This window comes from Pseudomonas sp. NFR16 (genome assembly GCF_900108875.1).
Classification (GTDB): Bacteria; Pseudomonadota; Gammaproteobacteria; order Pseudomonadales; family Pseudomonadaceae; genus Aquipseudomonas.
This window is the reverse complement of the sequence record NZ_FNYJ01000009.1, coordinates 57538-77991: the sequence shown is the minus strand read 5'-3', so window position 1 is coordinate 77991 and position 20454 is coordinate 57538. Positions and strand designations below refer to the sequence as shown.

The window sequence follows — 20454 nt, the reverse complement described above, 5'->3', positions numbered from 1 at the left end:
CGAATACCTCATGATTACCAGAAAAACTATGCGTTTGATGAATTCAAACCGATGTCATAGGGTAGGTCAACCCTCGCTTGCTGATAGCGGGTGACACAAAAAATTTCAGAAAGGATTGCTCCAATGCCCTTAGCGCGAATTGATGTTGCAGCCGAAACCAGCTTAGAAACCGTCGCTGCAATAGGTGACGTCGTCTACGACGCCATGGTGAATGCCGCCGGAGTTCCGGAACATGACCGATTCCAGGTCATAAACCGGCACGCCAAAGACGAATTGGTTTATCCAGCGGACGGATACCTCGGCGTTACCTACACACCAAAAATAGTCTTTATTCAGATTACCTGGAATGCGGGGCGAACCATTGAGGTGAAAAAGGCGTTTTATAAAGCAGTGGCAGATGGGATTAATGCCAAGACCGGGATTCGTAAAGAAGATGTCTGGATCAGTCTGATCGATGTGAAGCGTGAAGACTGGTCATTCGGCAATGGTGAGATGCAGTACGCTCCCGTGGAATGATCGCTTCATTGAGAAGTGCTTCCGGTCAGGTAGTCCTTCATAAAGGGCTACCTGACGGCTGAACGAAGTCTTAGGTCATTTGAATCGTCGTCTGGAGAATGGTGCTTTCTGTGGAAATTGTTTTGGCGTTGGCCTGGTAGTTAGCTTGGGCCTTGATCAGCTCCACAAGCTCAGCACTGAGGTCAACGTTGGACTCCTCCAGAGCCGAACCATTGATGTAGCCCAGCGTGCCTGAGTCAGGCTCCCCTGTGACAGGGGTACCAGAAGCATAAGTCTCGCGCCACATCGTTCCCCTGCCGGTTCCAACCCTTGAGCGTTTGCAAACGTGGTAAGTGATACCTGGCCGATTACCCGGGATTCTCCGTTGGTATAGGTTGCAAACATATTGCCTGAGTGATCCACGCTCATGCTCGTAATTTGCCCGGTAAAATTCCCGTCTTGGTGCTTTGAGGTCGCTCCGCTACTCGCATCAGTTTGGGTGGTAGCAAGCATGTCCAGTTTCATGCCTGCGGGAGCTACGCCTGCACCATTGGCTGTCCAGGTAGTAACAGACCCCGTCGTATGTTTTTCAGCCGGTACCCAGTTTTTTATAACAAGTGCCATCGGCATTGACGCCAATGTTTGCAGTCGACGTAGGCGACGGGGATGTGATGAGATTGCCTGCAGAGTCAAATTTCAACTCGGTTTCATCCGCGACAACAGGATCGGTTGCTGGATCCGAAATACTTCGTCCGTCAATCAGCGTATGCATGCTCCATGTGTTAGTTCCTGTTTTAGTAAAATACTGATCTAGCGTGTGCGCATTACCTTGGTTGTCGTAGATGGTTGTACTCATGGTGGTTGAATATGAATCAGTGGCTTTAGGATCGAATGTTTTAGTGATAACGGGCATCGACGAATTTAAATTGGATGCAATAGAAATTTCGCCAGTAGCTTTGGGTGGCATGTTTGAGCTATCCACTCGTAGGTTCGTCAGGGCTCCCTTCTGCACGTTGCCATTGGCGTCGACGCCATAACCTTGCAGGTTGTCGCCATTATTGTCGATAACGTACCCGTTTGGGTCTGTGTGGAAGTTGCCTGCTCGGGTATAGAGTTTTTCCCCATTGTTACTAACCATGAAAAAAATTCCCCTGAATGGCAAGGTCAAGACTGCGTCCAGTACCGGTAGACAGCGTACCTTGGCTAAATTCCTGAGTCACTGCGGCGGTGTATACGCCGTTGCCCACATCTGTCCCACCTGAAGTACCGCGTATGGATTGGGCATACTGATCGGCAAATTCAGCCCGAGAGGCTTTGAAACCAACGGTTGCGACGTTCGCGATATTGCGGACTCAGACGATGACGGGTTGTATCGGTGTGAAGGACTCTTGAGTCGCTGTCATCCATTCACCCAAGTGCGCCGCGAGCAGAAAAAACCCGGCGCTTGGCCGGGCCTTCAGGCTACTGATACGTCGTCAAGATTTCTGTGCGTTCAGCGAATCGAAGAAAGAAGTTATACTGGAAGCTGTGGCTTTAAGCTGGCCTACCAGCGAGTCCATCGAGTTGTACTTGGCTGTTAAGGTGGCGGTCAGACTCTGAACGTGCAGGTCAAGTGCCGCCTGCTGGTTCTGGAGGTCGTCCTCCTGAGTGGTCAGCCTGCTCTTCCTGTCGTCGAATAGGCCCCCAGTTTGGGTGTACGGCGTGAGTGCGGTGTTCATCCTAGTTAGCAATCCGTTAGAGTCATCGGTGCCACTGAACAATTGCTGCACATCTCCGCCCAGTCCCTTGTCCATAGCGGCGGAAAACTTTTTGTCATCGAGCGACAAGGTACCATCGGTCTGAGAGGTGCTGATACCCAACTGCGACAGCACTGACAAGTCGCCTCCAGCTCCTGTGGTTGTCAGCACTCCACGCATCGCGGAGAGGATTTCACGGGGCATCGAATCGCCGGTCAGTGCCGCTGGAGTCACGGTTGCGCCAGTTGTTGGATCTGGGGTATCGCTAATTGTGGCCTTGGTCACAGTAGAGATCGCGGTGACCACATTGTTATACGCTGTGATGAACGATTGCAGCGAGGTCTTCAACCCGTCGGCGTTGGTGCTTACATTCACTGTTGAATCAGTGTTGTTACCCAGCAGCGTAAGGGTCATCCCCCCTACTGTCTTGTCAATTTTATTGCTGCTGCTGGTTATGGCCATCCCGTTGACAGTGAAAGATGCGTTTTCAGCCTGGTTGCCGATGTACCCTGCGCTGCTAGCGGAAGATGCATCCAACGCTGTATTCGAAGCGATGGTGAAGCCTGCGATATCGCTGCTTGTGGTGATATCAGCGCCTTTGCCAGTTATGGTGGAGCTGAACACCAAGCGCGTGCCGTTATCGTCGGTGATGAGGTTGGCGCTTACGTTGGTTGTCTTGCTCTGCGCGTTGATCTCTTTGGCTACCGATTCCAGCGTAGCGCCCGAAGGTATGGAGTAGCTTTGCGTAATGCCATTTTGAGTGACACTCAGGTTGCCAGTCGGAATGGCACTGCTGGTGCCGCCTGAAAACGCGGCGGTCGCGACGGAAGAGCTCGTGGCGATATTGTTGACGTGAATTTTATAGGTGCCAGGTACCGCATTGTTATCGGAGGTAACCGTCAGAGAGTTTTCATTAGATGACTTTGCCGAGAAACCGTTGAAAGCCGGGTTGTCATTATCTCCAAGCTTTTTCAGAACGTCCTGAAAGGCGGCCACTGCTGACTGCAATGTACCGATACCCGATAATTTGGTCGTAACCAGTTTTGTCTGAGTGGTAATCTGGGTTTGTTTTGCTAGCTTGTCTGCGTCGACAAGCGCGGTGACAATCTTCCCAATTTCAAGACCTGAACCTAGACCGGTGGCCGGGGTGATAGGACTAGCCATTTGTATCTCCTTTCAACGTTAATCAGGCGTGCTGGTAGGAAGCCGGCAGGCGTATGCTCGCTTTTGCATATATCACTGGGTCGCCGCTGTTTTTAGCGAATTCAAGTGTTAATTCAGTACTGAAGCGTTAGCTTCCGCAGGAAGATGCGGCGTCTGATTACCCACCCTCCATCGAAGTTACCAATGCTCGTAGTCACTCCACCCTTCCGGCAGGGCAGAGAACGCTCCACTGTGCAGACGGCGTTTCAAGCGCGCCGTTGTTGAACGTCTTGAACGCTCTGTAGAGCAAGATGAACAACGACGCTGGTTGTGAACTAGGTTTTACGATACGACCCTTTAAAAAATAAAGCAACACGACCTTGTGTCTTCTCCAGTCTGGAGAAACTTAAAAAAACCATATAAATCAATAGGATAAGAATTACTTTCTCCAGGAAAAAGCGGCTGAAAAAAATTTAATAAATTTTTAAAGGATGAATGGCAGTTGCATCCGGCAACCGGAGCCCCTATTGCAGGGGCAAGGAATTGCCACGTGCGGCTAAGTTTTGCCGCTTCTAATCAGATTATAAAAAGATATTGCTTTATAATTTGAAGTGAATATTATTTTGAGAATCCAGCCTTTTTTTGTCCTGCGTCATCCATCTAACCTTGGGCGGGTGATATAGGCGAACGGCGGTTTCTCAATCGCCAACAGATGCCCGTCTCTGTGTGTCCGCAGGCGAGGGCATATCCATATAAACAGTGGGAGACGTCGATGAGCGCTTCTGTTGATAACAGTGCTACCAGCGATTTTGTGAAGTCGTTGCAACAAGGTTCTTCAGGCAAGTCTGGCAATTCTTATACGGGCGACAGTTCGCTGGGAAAAGACGCGTTCCTCCAGCTCCTCGTTACTCAGATGCAGAACCAGAACCCTCTCGATCCTCAAGACAACAGTCAGTTTGTCGCGCAATTGGCACAATTCAGCAGTCTTGAAACGATGCAGAATCTGAGCACGTCTGTCGATGCAATCGGGGGAATGTATCAGGCGTCCCAAGCACTCCAAGCTTCAAGCTTGGTTGGACGCACGGTTGTGGTCGATAGCGGTTCAACGCACGTCGATACTAGTAAGGATCTGGTCGGTACAGTCAATCTGCCGAGTTCTAGTACGCAAACTACCGTCAAGATCTACAACAGCGATGGTGACCTTGTGCGGACTATTGATTTAAAAGAGCAAAAGGCAGGAGATGTAAAGTTTACGTGGGATGGCAAGGATGATGCTGGAAAGACGCTGGATGCTGGGGACTACAGCTTCAAGGCAACCGGCAGCCTGGATGGGAAGCTCACTGACCTGAAAACCTATCTCCCTGACACAGTCACAAGTGTAACGATGGGAGGAGCAGGCGCGGCAATGACGCTCAATCTAGCTGATGGGACAAACGTAGAATTGTCGAAAATTCGCCAAATCGGCATATAAAATCTATAGCATTAGTTGTGAATGCGCGCTCCAATGTGTGGCCATCATGCGATGGCTACGCTTTACGCCATGGTGAAATGCAGTGGACGGTGAGGATAGAACAAGCATTGGACGAGGGGCGTTTCAGACTATATGCACAGCGAATTACGCCTCTCAACCATTCGTCCCAAGGAATTCACGCGGAAGTGTTGCTGCGTATGCTCGATGCAGATGGCGCCCTGATTCCACCTGGAGCATTCCTCCCAGCGGCAGAAAGATTTCACTTGGCTTCTCGAATAGATCGGTGGGTGCTCATACAGGCGATCAAGTGGATGGAAGCCCTGCCAGTGGACGCCAAAGTCGAAACCCTCAGTATCAACCTATCAGGACAATCTGTCGGTGACCGGGCATTCCATGCGTGGACGCTTGAGGTGTTGTCGAGTGCGGGCTCCCCAGTTTGCTCGCGCTTGTGTTTCGAAGTCACAGAAACCTCTGCCGTAACGAATTTTGCTGACGCAGCCCATTTCATTAAGCAAATCAGAGCTGTTGGGGTGCGTGTCGCCCTCGATGATTTTGGGGCAGGGGCGTCATCGTTTGGATACCTTAAGACTTTGCCAGTCGACTATTTGAAAATAGATGGTCAATTTGTCAAAAATGTGGTGACTGATTCATTAGATGATGCGGCTGTCAGATGTTTTATTGACGTTGCTCGGGTTCTAGGGGTGAAGACAGTTGCAGAGTACGTTGAAAACATCACCGTCCAAAACCACCTCCGAGACCTAGGCGTTGATTTTGTACAGGGCTATCTTCTGCATAGGCCGTCGCCAATTGATGACCTGATCGGCTACCAGAGAGTGGCAACTGTTAGCAGGAGGAGACCTTTCATTTGCAGCTCGATAGATAGGCTATGCGAACTGCGCGCGTGGTTACCTTCCGCCTTTCCTGAAATTGCGCCGCTTGGCTTCACGTTCCGCCTCGAACCGGTCACTGATTCGCGCATCCAGTGAGTCAAGCGAGAATGGCCATTCGTTCTCAGGAATTCGCCAATGCTCGTCTACCACTTCGCCTGTTGGTCTATGAGTCAAGTGTACTGCAGGCTCCTCGTCGGGAGTGTGGGTGCAATATTGCATGCCCCAGGCACGGAGCATCAGCAGGATAGGATCAAGCGCCCGTCCCTTGGGCGTCGCGTAATATTCATAACGTTCCGGTTTTTCGCGATATAGACGACGCTCGATGATGCCATCCTGCTCCAGTCGTTTTAACCGCGTTGAAAGCAGGTACGAGGATGCTCCAAGTTGAGCTTGGATGTCGTCAAATCTGCGAACGCCCATGCTGAGTTCGCGCATGATTAAAAGCGTCCACCGGTCACCCACGGCAGCAAGTGATTTCGCAACAGGGCAGACCGTTGAGCTTGCTTCCTCTTCCCATCCCATTAATTGTCTCCATCGTACAACTGGCAATGCCTGACATATTGGCTGAGCGCCCGGCATCTCGATTCGTATGATCATAATATACATTGCAGGCGTAATTTATTGAAGACCGCCCATAGCCGGTCAGGGCTATATTCATGTTCGTGGTATTTTTTTGCGCTGAGTGGTAGCGGATTGAGGATATGAGGAAGAAGCAGTGGGCTGATAAATCATCCCACTCAAAGCTCAGGGCAGCGGCGAGGAGCGAGGGAGCTCCTCTAGCATGAAAGGATTTTCGGGCAGAGCGGTTGGCCTAACGGCAACCGCGCTATCAAGCCATGCTCGCTACCGTTTAAGAAGGAAGCAGGCTAACTCAGAACGCTTCTTCGTTGGATCGCAGGTCAATCTCCGCCGTCCAGGCGGAACGGGGTTGTCTATGAATCTGGAGGTAGACCTGAGCCACAGCGTCGTAATCCATCAGGCTCTTTTCCGGTCTGTTTCGAACGTTGAGCGTTGCTTGGGCTGTGCTGTGCTCGCGCATGATTCCCCCATCAAGGATGACATGGGCCACATGCACTCCCATGGGCCCAAGCTCTCTTGCAATGCTTTGCGAGATCATTCGTAACCCCGCCTTCGCGGAGGAAAAGTGGGCGTAATTGGCTTTTCCGCGAAGGCTGGCTGTCGCTCCACTAAACAGCAAGGTACCTCCACCGTGGATTGTCATAGTCTTAGATGCCTCTCGGCCCACTAGAAAGCCAGCAAAGCATCCGCCACGCCAGTGTTCTTCGAACTGCATTGCCGACATTTCCCTGATAGGGGTACGCGCGAAGCTGCCCCCATTGAACACCACCAGGCTAGGGGCTTCGTGGTTCTCGTGCCGTTGGTTGGCTGCCGCAAAAAGTTCGACTACCTGTTGCTCGTTGGAAGCGTCCATGACGGCCGGTTCGGCTGAGCCACCGTTCGAAATAATCTGGTCGATGACAGCTCGAAGTTTATCCTCAGTTCGCCCGGCGACCCAGACGTGAAACCCTTCAGCTGCAAAAAGTTTACACAGGGTTGCACCTAGCCCATTGAATGCCCCCACCCCTATGACAATAGCTGTTGGTTTTTTCATCGCTCGACCCATCCAATTAGCACATTGAAGCTTCAAAAAATGAAGTATATTCTGGGAAGTGTCAGGCGACCATCTTCTATCCCAAGGAATTTCTATGCTGCGCAACTCGCCAATGCCTTTGGCCGTGCTCTGTGTCGTTGGTCTGGGTATTGGAGTGACGGGGAATGTCTCTGCATCTCAGGCGAATCTGGTCAGTGTTTACAGCGAAGCGCTTCAGAACGACCCGTATTTGGCAGCGGCCAGGGCTGAGTACGAAGCACGGCGGGAGGTGGTACCCCAGGCAAAAGCTAATTTGCTTCCCAACCTTTCTGCGGGAGCGACGGTAGGCGACACACGTACTGCGTTTGACCAGCCGTCTGTGACTTCAAACCGGAGCGGAAACGCCTACCAAGCCACGCTAATCCAGCCTGTTTTTCATATGGATCGTTGGTTTCAGCTCAGTGCGGCTGAAGCTGTCAATGACCAGGCAATGGCGCAACTGGCTGTGGTACAGCAAGACTTGGTAATGCGTAGTGCTCAGGATTATTTTGAAGTTTTGCGCGCGCAGGATAGTTTGGCTGCGACCAAAGCAGAGGAGGCAGCCTTCAAATATCAGTTAGATCAGGCTAGTGCGCGTTTTGCGACGGGCCTTGCAGACAAAACGGATACGCTTCAAGCCCAAGCAAGTTACGACACTTCGCGCGCAAATCGGATTGTCGCAGAACGTCAGGTAGACGACGCATTTCAAGCATTGAACACCCTCACGGATCATGAATATCGATCATTGCAGGGGGTTATGCATGAGTTGCCACTTGTGCCTCCTTCGCCAGCAAGTGCAAGCGACTGGGTCGATGCAGCTGCAAAGCAGAATTTGGACTTAAGGGTCAGCAATTACGCGGTTGATTCGGCGCACGAAACGGTCAAACAACGTAAAGCTGGCCACGCACCTACTGTGGATATCGTCGCACGTTTTCAAAAAGGTGATAACGACAGCTTAGGCTTCACTAATCCTAGCAAAACAGGGGCGAGGTACAGTGGGGACGTCGAGCAGCGCACGATTAGTCTTCAGTTGAATGTTCCGATTTACAGCGGCGGATTGATTAACTCGCAAGTTGCGGAGGCCGTCGCACGTCTCGATGAGAGTGAACATCAGCGGGAGGGGGTGCGGCGACGGGTGGTGGAGTCAGCGCGAAATTTCTATCGAGCCGTGATCACTGATGTTGAACAAGCGAAGGCTCGCAATCAGTCAATCATTTCAAATCAGAATGCTGTCCAAGCCACTGAAGTAGGTTATCGCGTCGGAACGCGTAATATTGTGGATGTCCTTGACGCGCAACGCCAGCTATTCACCGCAGTGCGCGACTACAACAATTCACGATATAACTACCTGTTGGATATCCTTGAGCTTAAGCGGGCTGCGGGCACATTATCTCCCGACGATCTGCAAGCACTACAGAGCTATTTCAAACCAGATTATGACCCTGACAAAGACTTCCTTCCTCCTGAGATTAGTCATGGAGCAGGTAAGGCTATAGCCCTAAATGGCATCCGTTGAAAAAATCAAAAAAAGCCCACGGCGAGTGGCGCAAAAATAAACTGGTACGCAGTGCGAAAATCAGTAGCGAGCTGGCTGAATAAGCTTTTTTGCTCTACCGATATGTAGTTCCTCTGGCAGGGTTGGCACAGGCCGGTTGCGGTTGGGGAGAAGAGCCGAGTGATGTAGTTATTACCGCTAGCTGTCAAATACAAACCCGTCATTACCGTGGAGATTTTCAAATGAGCATGAGCTATTTAGCAGGAAGTACAGCGCTATTGCTGGTGGATGTGCTTAATGATTTTCTTGATGAGAAAGGAAAACTGGCAGACTCCATTGGCCCTATGGTTGAAAAGACCAATCTCAGGTCGCAGTTGCAGCGACTGTTGGAGGGCGCACGCAAGGCTGGGGTAAAAGTGTTCTATGTGCCTCATGGGTTTCATGAGCACAGCTTCGATGGCGTGAAGCATGTGCTACCGCGCTGGCAGTTGGCACTGCAGAACAAGGTATTCTGGATCGGCGAGTGGGGGGCTGAGTTTTATGAGCCTCTGCGTCCCGTGGAAGGAGACGTTGTTATCTCTCGCCATCGTAGCTTCAACGCGTTTGAGGGAACAGATCTGCATGAGCAGCTGCGGGCAGCTAAAGTAGAAAATGTGGTTTTGGCGGGTCTTACTTCGAACACCTGTATCCAGGTCACCGGCACACAGGCTTTAGAATCTGGATTTCATGTGACATATCTAACTGACGCGGTCGCAGAGTTCGATGAGGCTGTGCACAAGGTCGCATTGGAAGTTTCATATCCTGCGTTCGGCCACGAAGTGTCCACTGTGAATGGCTTCTTGAGCGCCATTGTTGCTATTGGAAAAAAATAAGCAACGTCCTGTGGAGGATTGCCTCCCATACTGTTGAGTATTTATCTTTGCAATTGGCTACTGTTTTGTTAAGAAGCTGCAGCCTCTCCGTGTTTGGAGGGGCTTTTAAGTGACAGTGCTAATGCGCGAGTATGGCGTTTAAAATAATCCGTGTTTCCACATGTAAAGGTGAGGAATGGCGATGTCTCTCTCTCAGCAGGTGATTGCTACAAGTTTTGGAAGTCCCGATGTTCTAACATTGCTGGATTTAAATGTACCTTCCCCACGATCTGGTCAGTTATTGATTAAAGTCGAAGCGGCAGGGGTCTTGTTTGGTGACACGGTACGGCGCGCTGACCGTTATGTCTTACCTACGGAGTTGCCTTATGAACCCGGCAACGAAGTTGCCGGTAGCATCGTTGAGATGGGTAAATCTGTGTTCGGCTTTGAGATCGGTGATCGAATTCTGTGCCGAGTCCCTTCGAAAGGCTATGCACGTTATGCGGTAGTCGATGCAGCAAATGCTATGTACCTGCCAGAAGAGATTGAGTTTGGCGCGGCTACTGCACTACTGGGGCAGAGTGTGACAGCTTATCTGCTCACCCGACACTTGGTTGCACTCAAAGGCAAAGCTATTTTTGTTGAGGCCGCAGCGGGTGGTGTTGGAATCCAAGTGGTTCAGCTCGCGCGGCAAGCCGGAGCATCAGTGATCATCGGTTCTTCCAGCACCCAAACGAAACGGGATTTCGCGCTCGGCGTCGGTGTTGATCTAGCTGTGGATTTGAGCAGTACTGATTGGGTTGATCAGATGCTTGACGCGACCCGAGGTAAAGGCTTAGATGTTGGATATTGTTCTTCCCGTTCCACGGCGCAACGCCTTGTTAAATGTCTCGCCGAATTTGGTACGATAATTCATTACGGAGTAGAAAGTTGCGCAGCGCCGCTTTTGGAAAGCTGCGCAGGCGTTATACAGAATCAGCGTTTTACGAGGTTCTATCTACCAGGGTATTTCACTCCGGCCTATACCGCTCTGCTGAACTCTGCAGGAAGCTCACTCATGAAACTCGTCGTTTCCGGGCACCTAAAAATACATGCAGACACTAGGTATTCGTTGCAGGATGCGGCCAAAGCACACCGAGCGCTCGAAGAAAGAAGAAACATCGGAAAGATTGTCATCGAGCCATGGGGTAGGGAGCTTTGAAAATACTAAGGCTCAAAAGGTAATCCGGTGCCTACAGCTGCACCGGATCTTTTGGATTATGCCGCTTCCGGTGCCGGGCATATACCTGGTAACTGAGATGATATGTTGGCCGCAAAGGGTGCGCCATCATGACGCTGGACTGTTTCGGCTGTCCAGTTGTACATCGTCAACCCCTAAAACCATTCGGGCGTTCTTCAGGATTTCCTCTGATAAGTTAGTGCTTCGTGCCGCCCGTGCCAAGGTCAGTGCTCCAATCATGACTGAGTATTCATTCAATGCCTGCTGTCTTAACTCTTCAGGTGAAGATACCTCATCAAGGGCCTCCATATAAATTCCTAAGAGTTTTGCCAGTCCATCAGAATAGGTCGCATTAATTATAGAGTCATGATCTTCTTGAGACACTTCGCTGGAAAAGGCCACCACGGGACAGGTTTTCTCGCTTTTCTGTACTCTATGTTGAGACAGGTAATCGGTGATGATTAGCTTTCTTGCCGTTTCCTTGTTCGGTGCCCCATCAATCAGCTGCCTCCAAAACTGGACAGCCTGCTCAAACGCATGGTTACAGGCTTCGTTGGTAAGTGCTTCTCTTGATTCAAAGTGTCCGTAAAAGCCGCCTAGCGTGAGTCCCGAGGAAGACATGACTTCAGAAAGCGGGATATTTCTGAAACCACGTTCTCGGAAAAGCCTGGCGGCGTTTTCTACGATGGCTACTCTGTTAAGCTTTGCCTGCTGGCGCGATACTCTTGGCATGTGGCCTCTGTAATGTTCATAAGGTTCATACCATCCTGGCGATTAGTGTATGAGTCCTGAAGGAGCGAACTGGTGAGTTTTCTCCTGTTTTTTTGATCTTAGACGGTTAAAACGGGATTACTTTCACTAAGCAAGTGTGTGAAGGCGATTGCGTAATCAGAGGCTGACTGCTGGTTCTGAGCGGTTATGAGCTTTCCATCCACCACTACCTTCGAGTTCCAAGGGGACGTGTGGACGAATTTTATTCCGGCGCGCTTCATCACCGGTTGTGGGAAGTTTGGTATGAAGTCACCCCCATACAGATCTTCGACCTGTCGATCTTCATTGCGAGAAAAACCAGTAGCCGTTTTGCCGGCGGCGTGCTCAGGATTATTCGCGAGGGCGATTGCACCGTGGCAAATAGCCCCAATGAATTTGCTCTCGTTCCAGAAGTGATCAAGAATTTTTGCCAGCTCAGAATTGGGAAAGAGGTCAACAGCAGCACCTCCGCCGCCTACAACATCGTAGATTTGCGGATTCACGTCCGCGAGCGCAATAGATGCATTTACTCGATCCAGCAGAGATTTATCGGATAGAAATCGTTTGCTGACCAAGTCATTCGCTTCCCAGGATTTTTCAGAATATGAATCGCTGGTAGAGTCGAATTTCAGCGTTCCGCCCCTTGGACTGGCGAAGTCGATTTCATGTCCACGCTCGGCAAGATGCCAGTAAGGGTGGGTAAGCTCAGCAAGCCAGTAGCCGAGTTCTGAGCTACTGACCACGAACAGAATCTTCATGCTCTGCTCCTCAATAGGGGATTCAGGTTGGATAGGATTGCGCCCGACATGAATAGTCTCACCGAGGAGCAGCCATCATTTGAAATCGAAAGATGTTGGGTCTGCTATCGATCTGGTGGATGACTGGGATCCGCCATCCCTAGGAAGCCTTTTTGGTTTTTCTAAAATTGCGGCGTTTGATCTCTCGCTCTGTCTCATAGCCAACGCTCATGCGGCCTTCCAATGTGTCGAAAGAAAATGGCCATTCGTGATGAGGAATTTTCCAAAACTCGTCAACGACTTCACCGCTTGCCTTATGTCGAAAGTGGACAGCGGGTTCTTCGTTGGGAACATGGTCGCAGTACTGGATCCCCCATGATCGAAGCATCAGAAGAATAGAGTCCAGCGCTCTGCCTTTGGCCGTTGCGTAGTACTCGTATCGTTCAGGCTTCGCGCTGTAGAGTCGGCGCTCAATGATGCCGTCTTTCTCCAGCCGTTTTAATCGGGTAGATAGTAGAAAGGAGGACGCCCCCAGCTGCGCCTGGATATCGTCGAATCTGCGTACGCCGAAAACCAGCTCTCGCATGATCAGAAGTGTCCAACGATCCCCAACGGCCGACAGAGACTTGGCAATCGGGCAGAGCGTGTTACCTACTTCCTCTTCCCAACCCATGACGAAGATGCTCCCATTTCCTACCTAGTGTGATAGCAGCTCATCTCTGATGCAGCTGCGCTATTTTCGAACTGATCCTAATAAATATACATTACTCACTTCATCTATTGAAGCCTTGACCTTCCGAATCATTGCTTTATATTTTAAAGCTTGCAGATTCGGATTTCCTGCATTGACCAATAAAATCAGTACCTTCCGGGCGGTTTCCGCGATTCGTCACGTAAGCCAAAATGCCAAGAGGGCCGCTCTTTCCTTTTCGGAGCTCTCATGAATCATAACCCCTATTCCGTCGAACGTACGGCGCTGCTCCTCGTTGATCCTTATAACGATTTCCTCAGCCCAGGGGGCAAGTTGTATGAAATGATCAACGATACGGCGGAGCAGGTCGGGCTATTCGAAAATCTACGGGCCATTCTGCTCAAGGTAAGAACTGCGGGAATGCAGGTCTTCATCGTCCCTCATCATCGTTACCGCGAGGGCGACTATGAGAAATGGCAGCATTTGAGTCCGATGCAGCAGGCTGCCAAGCAAAGCAAGTCTTTTGCTGAGGGTAGTTGGGGGGGCGAATGGCACCCTGAGTTTGGCCCTCAGTCAGGCGACGTCATCGTCAAAGAGCATTGGGCTCAGAGCGGATTTGCGAACACCGACCTTGACGAGCAACTGAAGCAGCACGCTATTCAAAAAATCATTTTGGTCGGCATGGTTGCCAATACCTGTATCGAGTCCACCGCGCGGTACGGCATGGAGCTTGGATATCACGTGACGCTCGTGCGAGACGCCACTGCCGCGTTCAGCGCAGAGGCGCTGCATGTTGCGCACAACGTTAACGCACCAATGTTTGCTCATTCTGTGCTGACGACAGCCGAATTGATTGAGCTGCTGCCTGAGTAATGCATCAGCGCCTACGAGCTTTTTTTAGCTCGCATGATGGGTAGACCAGGTTGTGCTTCGAGTAATTCGTGGAATGTCAGCGACCAGCCGATCGATTTCACGTCTCGATAAACCATTTGAAAGAGACTAAATGAATGACCACTGAATATCCTGCCGCTCGTACGGCTTTGCTGGTTGTAGATCCCTATAACGATTTCATGTCCGAAGGTGGCAAGCTTTACGGGGCTATCAAGCCCACCGCTGATGAGTCGGGCATGTTTGATAACCTGCGCAAGATCATTCCCGCCGCGCGTCAGATTGGCCTGCAGATCTTTGTATTGCCGCACCACCGCTCTCATGCGGGTGATTTTGATGGCTGGCAGCACATGACCCCCTTTCAGAAGCAAGGTGTGCCGCTGCAAGCCTTCGCTGTAGGTACCTGGGGTGGTGAGTTCAACAGCGAGTTCGGCCCACAGAAAGGTGACATTGTTGTTCATGAACACTGGGCTCAGAGTGGTTTCGCGAACACCGACCTCGATCAGCAGTTGAAGCAACACGACATCCAGCGCGTGATTTTGGTTGGCGTGATCGCCAATAGCTGTCTTGAATCAACAGGTCGGTTCGCAATGGAGCTTGGGTATCACGTGACGCTTGTGCGTGACGCCGCTGCCGCTTTCAGCCCTGAAGGCATGCATGCAGCTTTCAATGTCAACGGCCCTACCTATGCACATGCGATTTTGACTACCGCTGAGCTGCTGGAGCGTCTGCCAGCCTGAGTAAGGCTATGCCTTCTAAGGTGAGAGCGTATTCCGCGCTCTCACTTAGGTTCCTTGATCGTCTCTTCCTCCAGGTAACTTCCATGAGCTCAAGCGACGCTCGTCTTCACCAAAAATTTCCCATCCTCACAGAGCTTCAAATCAATGATGCCTTGCGATTTGCTATCAGAGAGCCGCAACGCTTTGCTGCTGGTGAAGTAGTATTTGAGGTTGGGGCACACGGGGCCGCTATCTGGCTGGTTCTCGACGGTGCCATCAGCGTTGTTCGACGTGATGGTCTAGGTCGTGAAGCTTCAATCGGCAGTGGCGGCAGAGGGCATTTCACCGGAGAAATTGGATTGCTCGGAGGTCGGGCTGCTTTGGCTCAAGGCAAGGCTGGCCCTGATGGCTGTGTGGCGGTTCCTTTCGACGCAGCACATCTTCGGGCTCTAATTATAGGGTCGGCCGATCTGGGCGAGATCATCGTTCGGGCATTGATCTTGCGTCGGGTCGGAATGCTTGAATCTGACCGAGTTGGATCGGTGATCGTAGGGCACCGAAATGATATGGAGACAGTGCGTCTTCAAGGTTTCCTGACTCGTAATGGATACCCGCATTCCTTCGTAAGTATCGATGAAATGGACGATGAGACGCGAGGTCTCATTGAGCGTATAGGTATCCTGGATGAACAAAAACTCCCGCTGATGATTTGTCCCAACGGGAACGTGCTTGAGCAACCAACTGACGCGCAAGCAGGAATTTTTCTGGGGATTACGCCGGAAATCGATCCGCTCAAGGTGTATGACATCGCCGTAGTTGGTGCTGGCCCGGCGGGGTTGGCGACGGCGGTCTACGCCGCATCGGAAGGCTTGGAGATCGTCGTCCTTGATCAGCGAGCTTATGGTGGACAGGCTGGAGCGTCGGCGCGAATCGAAAACTACCTTGGTTTTCCAACTGGCGTTTCGGGTCAAGCACTCGCGAGCCGGGCGTTCGTTCAGGCTCAGAAGTTTGGCGCAAAAATGGGTATCCCCTTACAAGTCGAAAAGCTTGATTGCAGCGAGCCTGATCAGCCTCTGCGGTTGGTGTTGACGACGGGAGCTGTAATCCAGGCTAAAAATATCGTTGTGGCCACTGGTGTGCATTACCGAAAGCTTCCAGTAGAGACCGCTGGGCAGTTCGAAGGCGTGGGTGTGTCGTATTGGGCATCCCCAATAGAGGCCAATCTTTGTAAAGGTAAGGATGTTGCGTTGGTTGGGGCGGGCAACTCTGCAGGTCAGGCTGCAGTATTCCTTGCTCCCTTGGTTAAGCATCTTCATCTGGTCGTACGAGGGCGGGGGCTTGAGGCGTCGATGTCCAAGTACCTCATAGATCGGATTGCTGCTCTTCCAAACGTCACCCTCCATACCGATACGGAGGTGAGTGAGTTGCAAGGTTCAAAGCAAACCGGTTTGGAGCGTGCAGTGCTGCGTCACCGATCCACTGGATCTCAGCAGACTGTTGAACTGTGCCACCTATTTCTATTTATCGGTGCCGATCCCAATACACAATGGTTGAGTGGTTGCGTCGAGACGGATGAGATGGGTTTTGTACTCACGGGCGCAGCACTTTCAAAAGATGTGGAGAGGGAGTGGTTGGTGCTGCCTTTGGAGACCAATCGTAAAGGCGTATTTGCGATCGGAGATGTGCGGGCAAATTCGACTAAACGCGTAGCGTCGGCCGTTGGTGAGGGGGCGTCGGTGGTTGCGCAGATATTCGAGGCGATCACCCGAGGGTAAGGCGCAACCATTCAAAGGGATCTGCGTTCCCGAGCAGATTCCCTCTACGAACGTCTTATCTTGCCAGCATCTCGTGGCTTGTTCACCCTGCCGCGAAACCAATGCAGCAGCCCTGTCGGTGTATCTTCTAGCGGGCGATGTTGCAGAAGTGGCTCCCGAGCTTTTGTGCGAGTGCGTACAAGCTCGACCAACGCTCGCCGCAGCTCGCTGTGCTCGTCAAAAGTTGCTGTTATGTCTGTGCGATCCACTCGATAGATGACGCAGTCCGTAAGCGCGGTAAATCTTACTGCGGTGGGGGATTCGCTAATCACGCCGCCTTCACCCATCAGCTCCCCAGGCCCCATCCTACCCAGTTCGTATGGGCCATCGGATCGCTCCATGGTGACCGTAACAACTCCGGACTCAACGATGAGTAAGGCATCTGGGACAACAGCTAATTCAAGGATCACCGCGCCAGCAGGGTAGGAACTCAAACGCATGTGTTGCTCCAGCTCCAGGCGATCCTCGGATGAAAGCGTGCGCAACGCGCTCACGCTATCCAGCGCGGCCAATTGCCGTGTCGTCGCCACTGGGTGTGCGGAGCTTTGCCGCACGGATTCCGATGCCGCAAGTTGACGATAAATTAGGTCATGCAACTGGTTTCTGGCTATGCCTCGCCGGTCTCTGGAATGTACGTAGCCCGTGATTTCGTACTCCACGCTTCTCAAGCCTGACTTTGTGACGACTGCGCTACCTTCGGGTTCGGACATGAGTTCACGGCAACCTTTCAATGCCTTGGTGAGTGAGTCCAGGACGGAGGCCGGACGAAGCCGAACAGGGAGCTCTACCGTGACTGTCACTGAATGAAAGTGATCAGGGCGACTCAAGTTGACGATTCGTGTTTTCGCAGCCATCGCGTTAGGGATGACGACCATGCTTCCGGCTGAGGTCAGGAGGTAGGTTGAGCGCCAGTCGATCTCGACGACTTTCCCCTCCACGCCATCAATGTTGATCACGTCGTCGACCCTGAAAGGTTTTGTTGCATTCAATACGATGCCTGAAAATACGTCCGCCAAGGTGCTCTGGACGGCAAGCGCCAAGATAATTGCGACCGCCCCTGAGGTGGCAAGCAGTCCTTTGACCGGAAGGTCAAGGATGTAGGCCGCAGCTGCAACGAGCGCAACCAGAAAAACCCCTGCGCCGATCAAATCCTGCAATAGATGGCCCTTGCGTTCGATCCGTGATTCCAGCAGCAGGATCATCAACCCGGTAATGGCGCGAGCTCCAAAAAGCCACCAGGCAATTGCCAGCGTTGTGGCTAGCGTGTGTTCGGCACCATCGAACTGATCTGGAACAGTGTTCAAGGGGGTGAGGCCGGCTCCCAGTAGTCCAGCGCTGAACATAAGGAACAGAGCCGACCTAATAGCGATTTTCCAGTGGCTGCGGGTTTCTGAAATCAGGCGCCAAAGGATGAGGTCTGCGACCAGAATCGCGGCCGTCCAGAATAATGGATGGGGAAGCTTCATAAGATCCATCTGACACTCCTGGCTGGATCTGGCGTTTTCCCGTCAAGCGGGCCAGGAGCCAAAAAGGTAATTGCATCAAGCATACGCCTGCTAGCAGAGAGGGTAGCTTTATAAATTGAAGCAGTCAATCCGCCTTGCATTGTCCGCAAATGCCAACTGTTATTTGCTTTGATCGCAAAAAATCGTTGTCAGTGGGGCCAATCGCTGGTGTATGCTTTAAAAAATGAAGCTAGTAATTTTCCATTTCAGCTGAGAGGTAAGGGGTATGAAGGCTACTGGCTATTCAACTTGGCAGGGAACGTGGAAAGAGGGGGTGGGTACGCTTTCTACTGAAAGTGAGACGCTCAAAGATAAACCTTATAGCTTCTCAAGCCGCTTTGAAGGCACCCCGGGGGGGAGTCCCGAGGAGCTTCTGGGAACTGCGCATGCAGGGTGTTTCAACCAGGCGTTGGCAAACAACTTTGGTATGAACAACTTCGTCGCACAGTCGATTACGACATCTGTGGCAGTTGATCTGGGCTATGGCGATGACGGCCATCCAGCTATCAAGGGGGTGCACATTGTCACTCAAGCTGCAGTCCCCGGAATTTCGGAAGAAATGTTTCGGCATTGCGCGGAACGAGCTCGCACCAACTGTACGTTGGCCAAGCTGTTCAAATGCGAGATCACGATGGATGCGACGCTGAACGGGATCTGATCCGGCGGCTGGATGTGTTGTTTGCAAGTTGTCAGTGCTCGGCGCAAAACTCTTCAAGGAGGGTACGCAGCCAGATGCGGGCAGGGTGGTTGTGGGTTCGATCGTGCCAGACCATGGCGATTCCAAACCCCGCCACCGGTACCGGCGGGGCAAACATATCGATCCTGTCCGAGTAACGCTCGGCAAGTCTCTGTGGCGCAACCGCCAGGAGCTCGCACTGGGAAACTGCCTCGATCATGAACATGAACGACGACACGGCGAAGGCGACTTTTCGGGTTAGCCCGACCGCCGCCAGTGCGTCATCGGTCGCTCCCTTAAAACCGTCTCCTCTGGGTGAAACAATGATATGCCTGGACTGTATGAATCGATCGATTGGCATAGGTCGTTCACCAATGCTGCCTTTTCTCGCGATGCCAACGTAGCGTTCAGAAAGTACCTCCTTGTGTCGAAGCTCGCTGCCTTCCAAGCCTTCTGTCACCAGGAACGCGATATCGGTCAGGCCTCGCTCCAGTTCAGTTTTTAGAATCTGGCTGTCTGGAAGCTGCCTTACCATCACCTTCACGTTGGGGGCCACAAGATGCACTTTCAGCAAAAAAGGCATGAGGATCGCGATCTGCATGTAGTCGCTTGCGGAGATGGTCAGGGTGGCGCTAGCGGTGGACGGATCGAAGATGCGTGCGTTGCTCACCAACTCCCGCATTTGATCGAGGGTTTTACGTAGAGGTGCTTGAAGCTCTAGTGCCATCGCCGTTGGCAATACGCCACGCGAAGTCGGTATCAAGAGTTCGTCGCCAAATACCCCTCGCAGCCGAGAGAGCTGAGCGCTTAAAGCAGGTTGGCTGAGATTCAGGCGCTTGGCTGCGCGAGTGACATTGAGCTCCGCGAGCAACGCTTCAAGGGCCAGCAAAAGATTCAGATCGAGTTTTTTGTCATCCATAGTGTGGATAACAACACCTTTGAGATGTGAATTCAACAGATGGCGACTTCAGCGCCTGCGCATGTTTCATCGGACGCCAGTTATCGCTCATACCGCCTTATTCAAAGCGCCGATTGGGTGTTAGGAGATTAAATGGTCAAGGTCGCAATTGTTTATTCCACCGGGCATGGGCATACCCTCACCGTGGCTGAGCACATCCAGAAAGGTGCGAGCGCTTTCGCTGGGGTGCAAGTAGAACTCATGCGAATTATTCCAGAGCAGATCGGTGCTAATGGGCGATGGTTTGATGGAGCGATCATGGAGAGCCTCGCTGCAGCTGATGCCATTGTGTTCGGCGCCCCAACCTACATGGGTTCGATGCACGGCCTCTTCAAGCTTTTTCTCGAACACGCGTTCGCACCGTGGATGGGGCAGGAGTGGAAGGACAAAATTGGCGCTGGTTTTACCAACTCGAGTTCGCGATCTGGAGACAAACTCATTGCCTTGGAGCAACTGGCCATCTTCGGAGCGCAGATGAACATGATATGGGTCGGTGTAGGGGATCAGCCTGGTGGCAATTACTCCGCAAGTCAGAACAGTGATGTGAATCTAAGTGGCTCTTGGCTTGGGTTAGCTACCCAGAGCATTGGAGACGCTGCTCCCGAAGACTCCCCCCATGCTGGCGACAGGCTCACTGCAGAGCGTTTCGGTCGTCGGGTTGCCCGAACAACCGCTCGCTGGATGCTAGGCGCTCAAGCTTTTCCTGCTCAACCAGTTAGCGCCGCCGAGACGCGCAGGCGGAATATCGCAGGTGTCGAGGAGTGGAGACGTTTTGATGATTGATCG

General features: G+C 51.9%; 19 protein-coding genes and 1 pseudogene. 11 read left to right on the top strand and 9 right to left on the bottom strand.

The features are described 5' to 3' along the window. Positions 1 to 123 precede the first annotated feature (123 nt). On the top strand, positions 124 to 516 hold the full coding sequence (locus tag BMZ10_RS26410) for a tautomerase family protein (protein WP_093469494.1): 393 nt from the start codon (positions 124 to 126) through the stop codon (positions 514 to 516). Between the two features lie 70 nt (positions 517 to 586). On the opposite strand, the pseudogene flgE reads toward BMZ10_RS26410, so the two are convergent. Further along, positions 587 to 1841 (bottom strand): annotated as a pseudogene (gene flgE, locus BMZ10_RS26405) (flagellar hook protein FlgE); the annotation flags it as partial. Positions 1842 to 1970: 129 nt separating this feature from the next. Further along, positions 1971 to 3395: a flagellar filament capping protein FliD gene (gene fliD / locus BMZ10_RS26400; RefSeq protein ID WP_093469491.1), complete on the bottom strand. Its 1425-nt coding sequence runs from the start codon at positions 3393 to 3395 to the stop codon at positions 1971 to 1973. 751 nt (positions 3396 to 4146) lie between these two features. On the opposite strand from fliD, the gene BMZ10_RS26395 reads away from it, so the two are divergent. Next, positions 4147 to 4845: a flagellar hook assembly protein FlgD gene (locus BMZ10_RS26395; RefSeq protein ID WP_093469488.1), complete on the top strand. Its 699-nt coding sequence runs from the start codon at positions 4147 to 4149 to the stop codon at positions 4843 to 4845. Positions 4846 to 4922: 77 nt separating this feature from the next. Then, a complete protein-coding gene (locus BMZ10_RS26390) occupies positions 4923 to 5831 on the top strand; it encodes an EAL domain-containing protein (protein ID WP_093469486.1) in 909 nt (302 codons plus the stop codon). On the opposite strand, the gene BMZ10_RS26385 is transcribed toward BMZ10_RS26390, so the two are convergent. Beyond that, positions 5751 to 6257, bottom strand: coding sequence for a winged helix-turn-helix transcriptional regulator (locus tag BMZ10_RS26385; protein WP_093469483.1), 507 nt, complete (start codon positions 6255 to 6257; stop codon positions 5751 to 5753). The genes BMZ10_RS26390 and BMZ10_RS26385 overlap by 81 nt on opposite strands. A 349-nt stretch (positions 6258 to 6606) precedes the next feature. Continuing rightward, on the bottom strand, positions 6607 to 7347 hold the full coding sequence (locus BMZ10_RS26380; RefSeq protein ID WP_093469712.1) for an SDR family NAD(P)-dependent oxidoreductase: 741 nt from the start codon (positions 7345 to 7347) through the stop codon (positions 6607 to 6609). Positions 7348 to 7441: 94 nt separating this feature from the next. On the opposite strand from BMZ10_RS26380, the gene BMZ10_RS26375 reads away from it, so the two are divergent. The 3 genes from BMZ10_RS26375 to BMZ10_RS26365 all read left to right on the top strand — a co-directional run bounded on the left by BMZ10_RS26375 (position 7442) and on the right by BMZ10_RS26365 (position 10912). Beyond that, positions 7442 to 8881, top strand: coding sequence for a TolC family outer membrane protein (locus BMZ10_RS26375; RefSeq protein ID WP_093469481.1), 1440 nt, complete (start codon positions 7442 to 7444; stop codon positions 8879 to 8881). Between the two features lie 221 nt (positions 8882 to 9102). Then, positions 9103 to 9732 (top strand): cysteine hydrolase family protein, encoded by a 630-nt coding sequence (locus BMZ10_RS26370; RefSeq protein ID WP_093469479.1) that lies wholly within the window; start codon positions 9103 to 9105, stop codon positions 9730 to 9732. A gap of 181 nt (positions 9733 to 9913) precedes the next feature. Beyond that, a complete protein-coding gene (locus BMZ10_RS26365) occupies positions 9914 to 10912 on the top strand; it encodes a quinone oxidoreductase family protein (RefSeq protein WP_177182233.1) in 999 nt (332 codons plus the stop codon). A gap of 126 nt (positions 10913 to 11038) precedes the next feature. Here the strand turns inward: BMZ10_RS26365 and BMZ10_RS26360 are convergent, their stop codons facing one another. From BMZ10_RS26360 to BMZ10_RS26350, 3 genes are all read right to left on the bottom strand, one after another. Continuing rightward, the gene (locus tag BMZ10_RS26360; RefSeq protein ID WP_093469475.1) at positions 11039 to 11662 is read right to left on the bottom strand and encodes a TetR/AcrR family transcriptional regulator; all 624 of its coding nucleotides are present in this window, start codon (positions 11660 to 11662) and stop codon (positions 11039 to 11041) included. A gap of 98 nt (positions 11663 to 11760) precedes the next feature. Continuing rightward, entirely contained in the window at positions 11761 to 12438 is a 678-nt protein-coding gene (locus BMZ10_RS26355; RefSeq protein WP_093469472.1) for a type 1 glutamine amidotransferase domain-containing protein, read from the bottom strand. A gap of 139 nt (positions 12439 to 12577) precedes the next feature. Then, the gene (locus BMZ10_RS26350) at positions 12578 to 13090 is read right to left on the bottom strand and encodes a winged helix-turn-helix transcriptional regulator (protein WP_093469469.1); all 513 of its coding nucleotides are present in this window, start codon (positions 13088 to 13090) and stop codon (positions 12578 to 12580) included. 267 nt (positions 13091 to 13357) lie between these two features. On the opposite strand from BMZ10_RS26350, the gene BMZ10_RS26345 reads away from it, so the two are divergent. The 3 genes from BMZ10_RS26345 (at position 13358) to BMZ10_RS26335 (ending at position 16490) form a co-directional block, all read left to right on the top strand. Continuing rightward, positions 13358 to 13981, top strand: a complete 624-nt coding sequence (locus tag BMZ10_RS26345; RefSeq protein ID WP_093469466.1) for a cysteine hydrolase family protein — start codon at positions 13358 to 13360, stop codon at positions 13979 to 13981. Positions 13982 to 14115: 134 nt separating this feature from the next. Then, a complete protein-coding gene (locus BMZ10_RS26340) occupies positions 14116 to 14736 on the top strand; it encodes a cysteine hydrolase family protein (protein WP_093469463.1) in 621 nt (206 codons plus the stop codon). A gap of 83 nt (positions 14737 to 14819) precedes the next feature. After that, complete coding sequence (locus tag BMZ10_RS26335) at positions 14820 to 16490, top strand: FAD-dependent oxidoreductase (protein ID WP_093469709.1); 1671 nt, start codon at positions 14820 to 14822, stop codon at positions 16488 to 16490. A gap of 44 nt (positions 16491 to 16534) precedes the next feature. On the opposite strand, the gene BMZ10_RS26330 is transcribed toward BMZ10_RS26335, so the two are convergent. Next, complete coding sequence (locus tag BMZ10_RS26330) at positions 16535 to 18004, bottom strand: mechanosensitive ion channel domain-containing protein (RefSeq protein ID WP_093469460.1); 1470 nt, start codon at positions 18002 to 18004, stop codon at positions 16535 to 16537. 256 nt (positions 18005 to 18260) lie between these two features. Between BMZ10_RS26330 and BMZ10_RS26325 the strand changes: the two genes are divergently transcribed. After that, positions 18261 to 18692, top strand: a complete 432-nt coding sequence (locus BMZ10_RS26325; RefSeq protein ID WP_093469457.1) for an OsmC family peroxiredoxin — start codon at positions 18261 to 18263, stop codon at positions 18690 to 18692. A gap of 31 nt (positions 18693 to 18723) precedes the next feature. Here BMZ10_RS26325 and BMZ10_RS26320 read toward each other — a convergent pair whose 3' ends face one another. After that, positions 18724 to 19629: a LysR family transcriptional regulator gene (locus BMZ10_RS26320; RefSeq protein ID WP_093469454.1), complete on the bottom strand. Its 906-nt coding sequence runs from the start codon at positions 19627 to 19629 to the stop codon at positions 18724 to 18726. A 132-nt stretch (positions 19630 to 19761) separates the two neighbouring features. On the opposite strand from BMZ10_RS26320, the gene BMZ10_RS26315 reads away from it, so the two are divergent. After that, a complete protein-coding gene (locus BMZ10_RS26315; RefSeq protein WP_093469452.1) occupies positions 19762 to 20451 on the top strand; it encodes a flavodoxin family protein in 690 nt (229 codons plus the stop codon). The last annotated feature ends 3 nt before the right edge of the window (positions 20452 to 20454 follow it).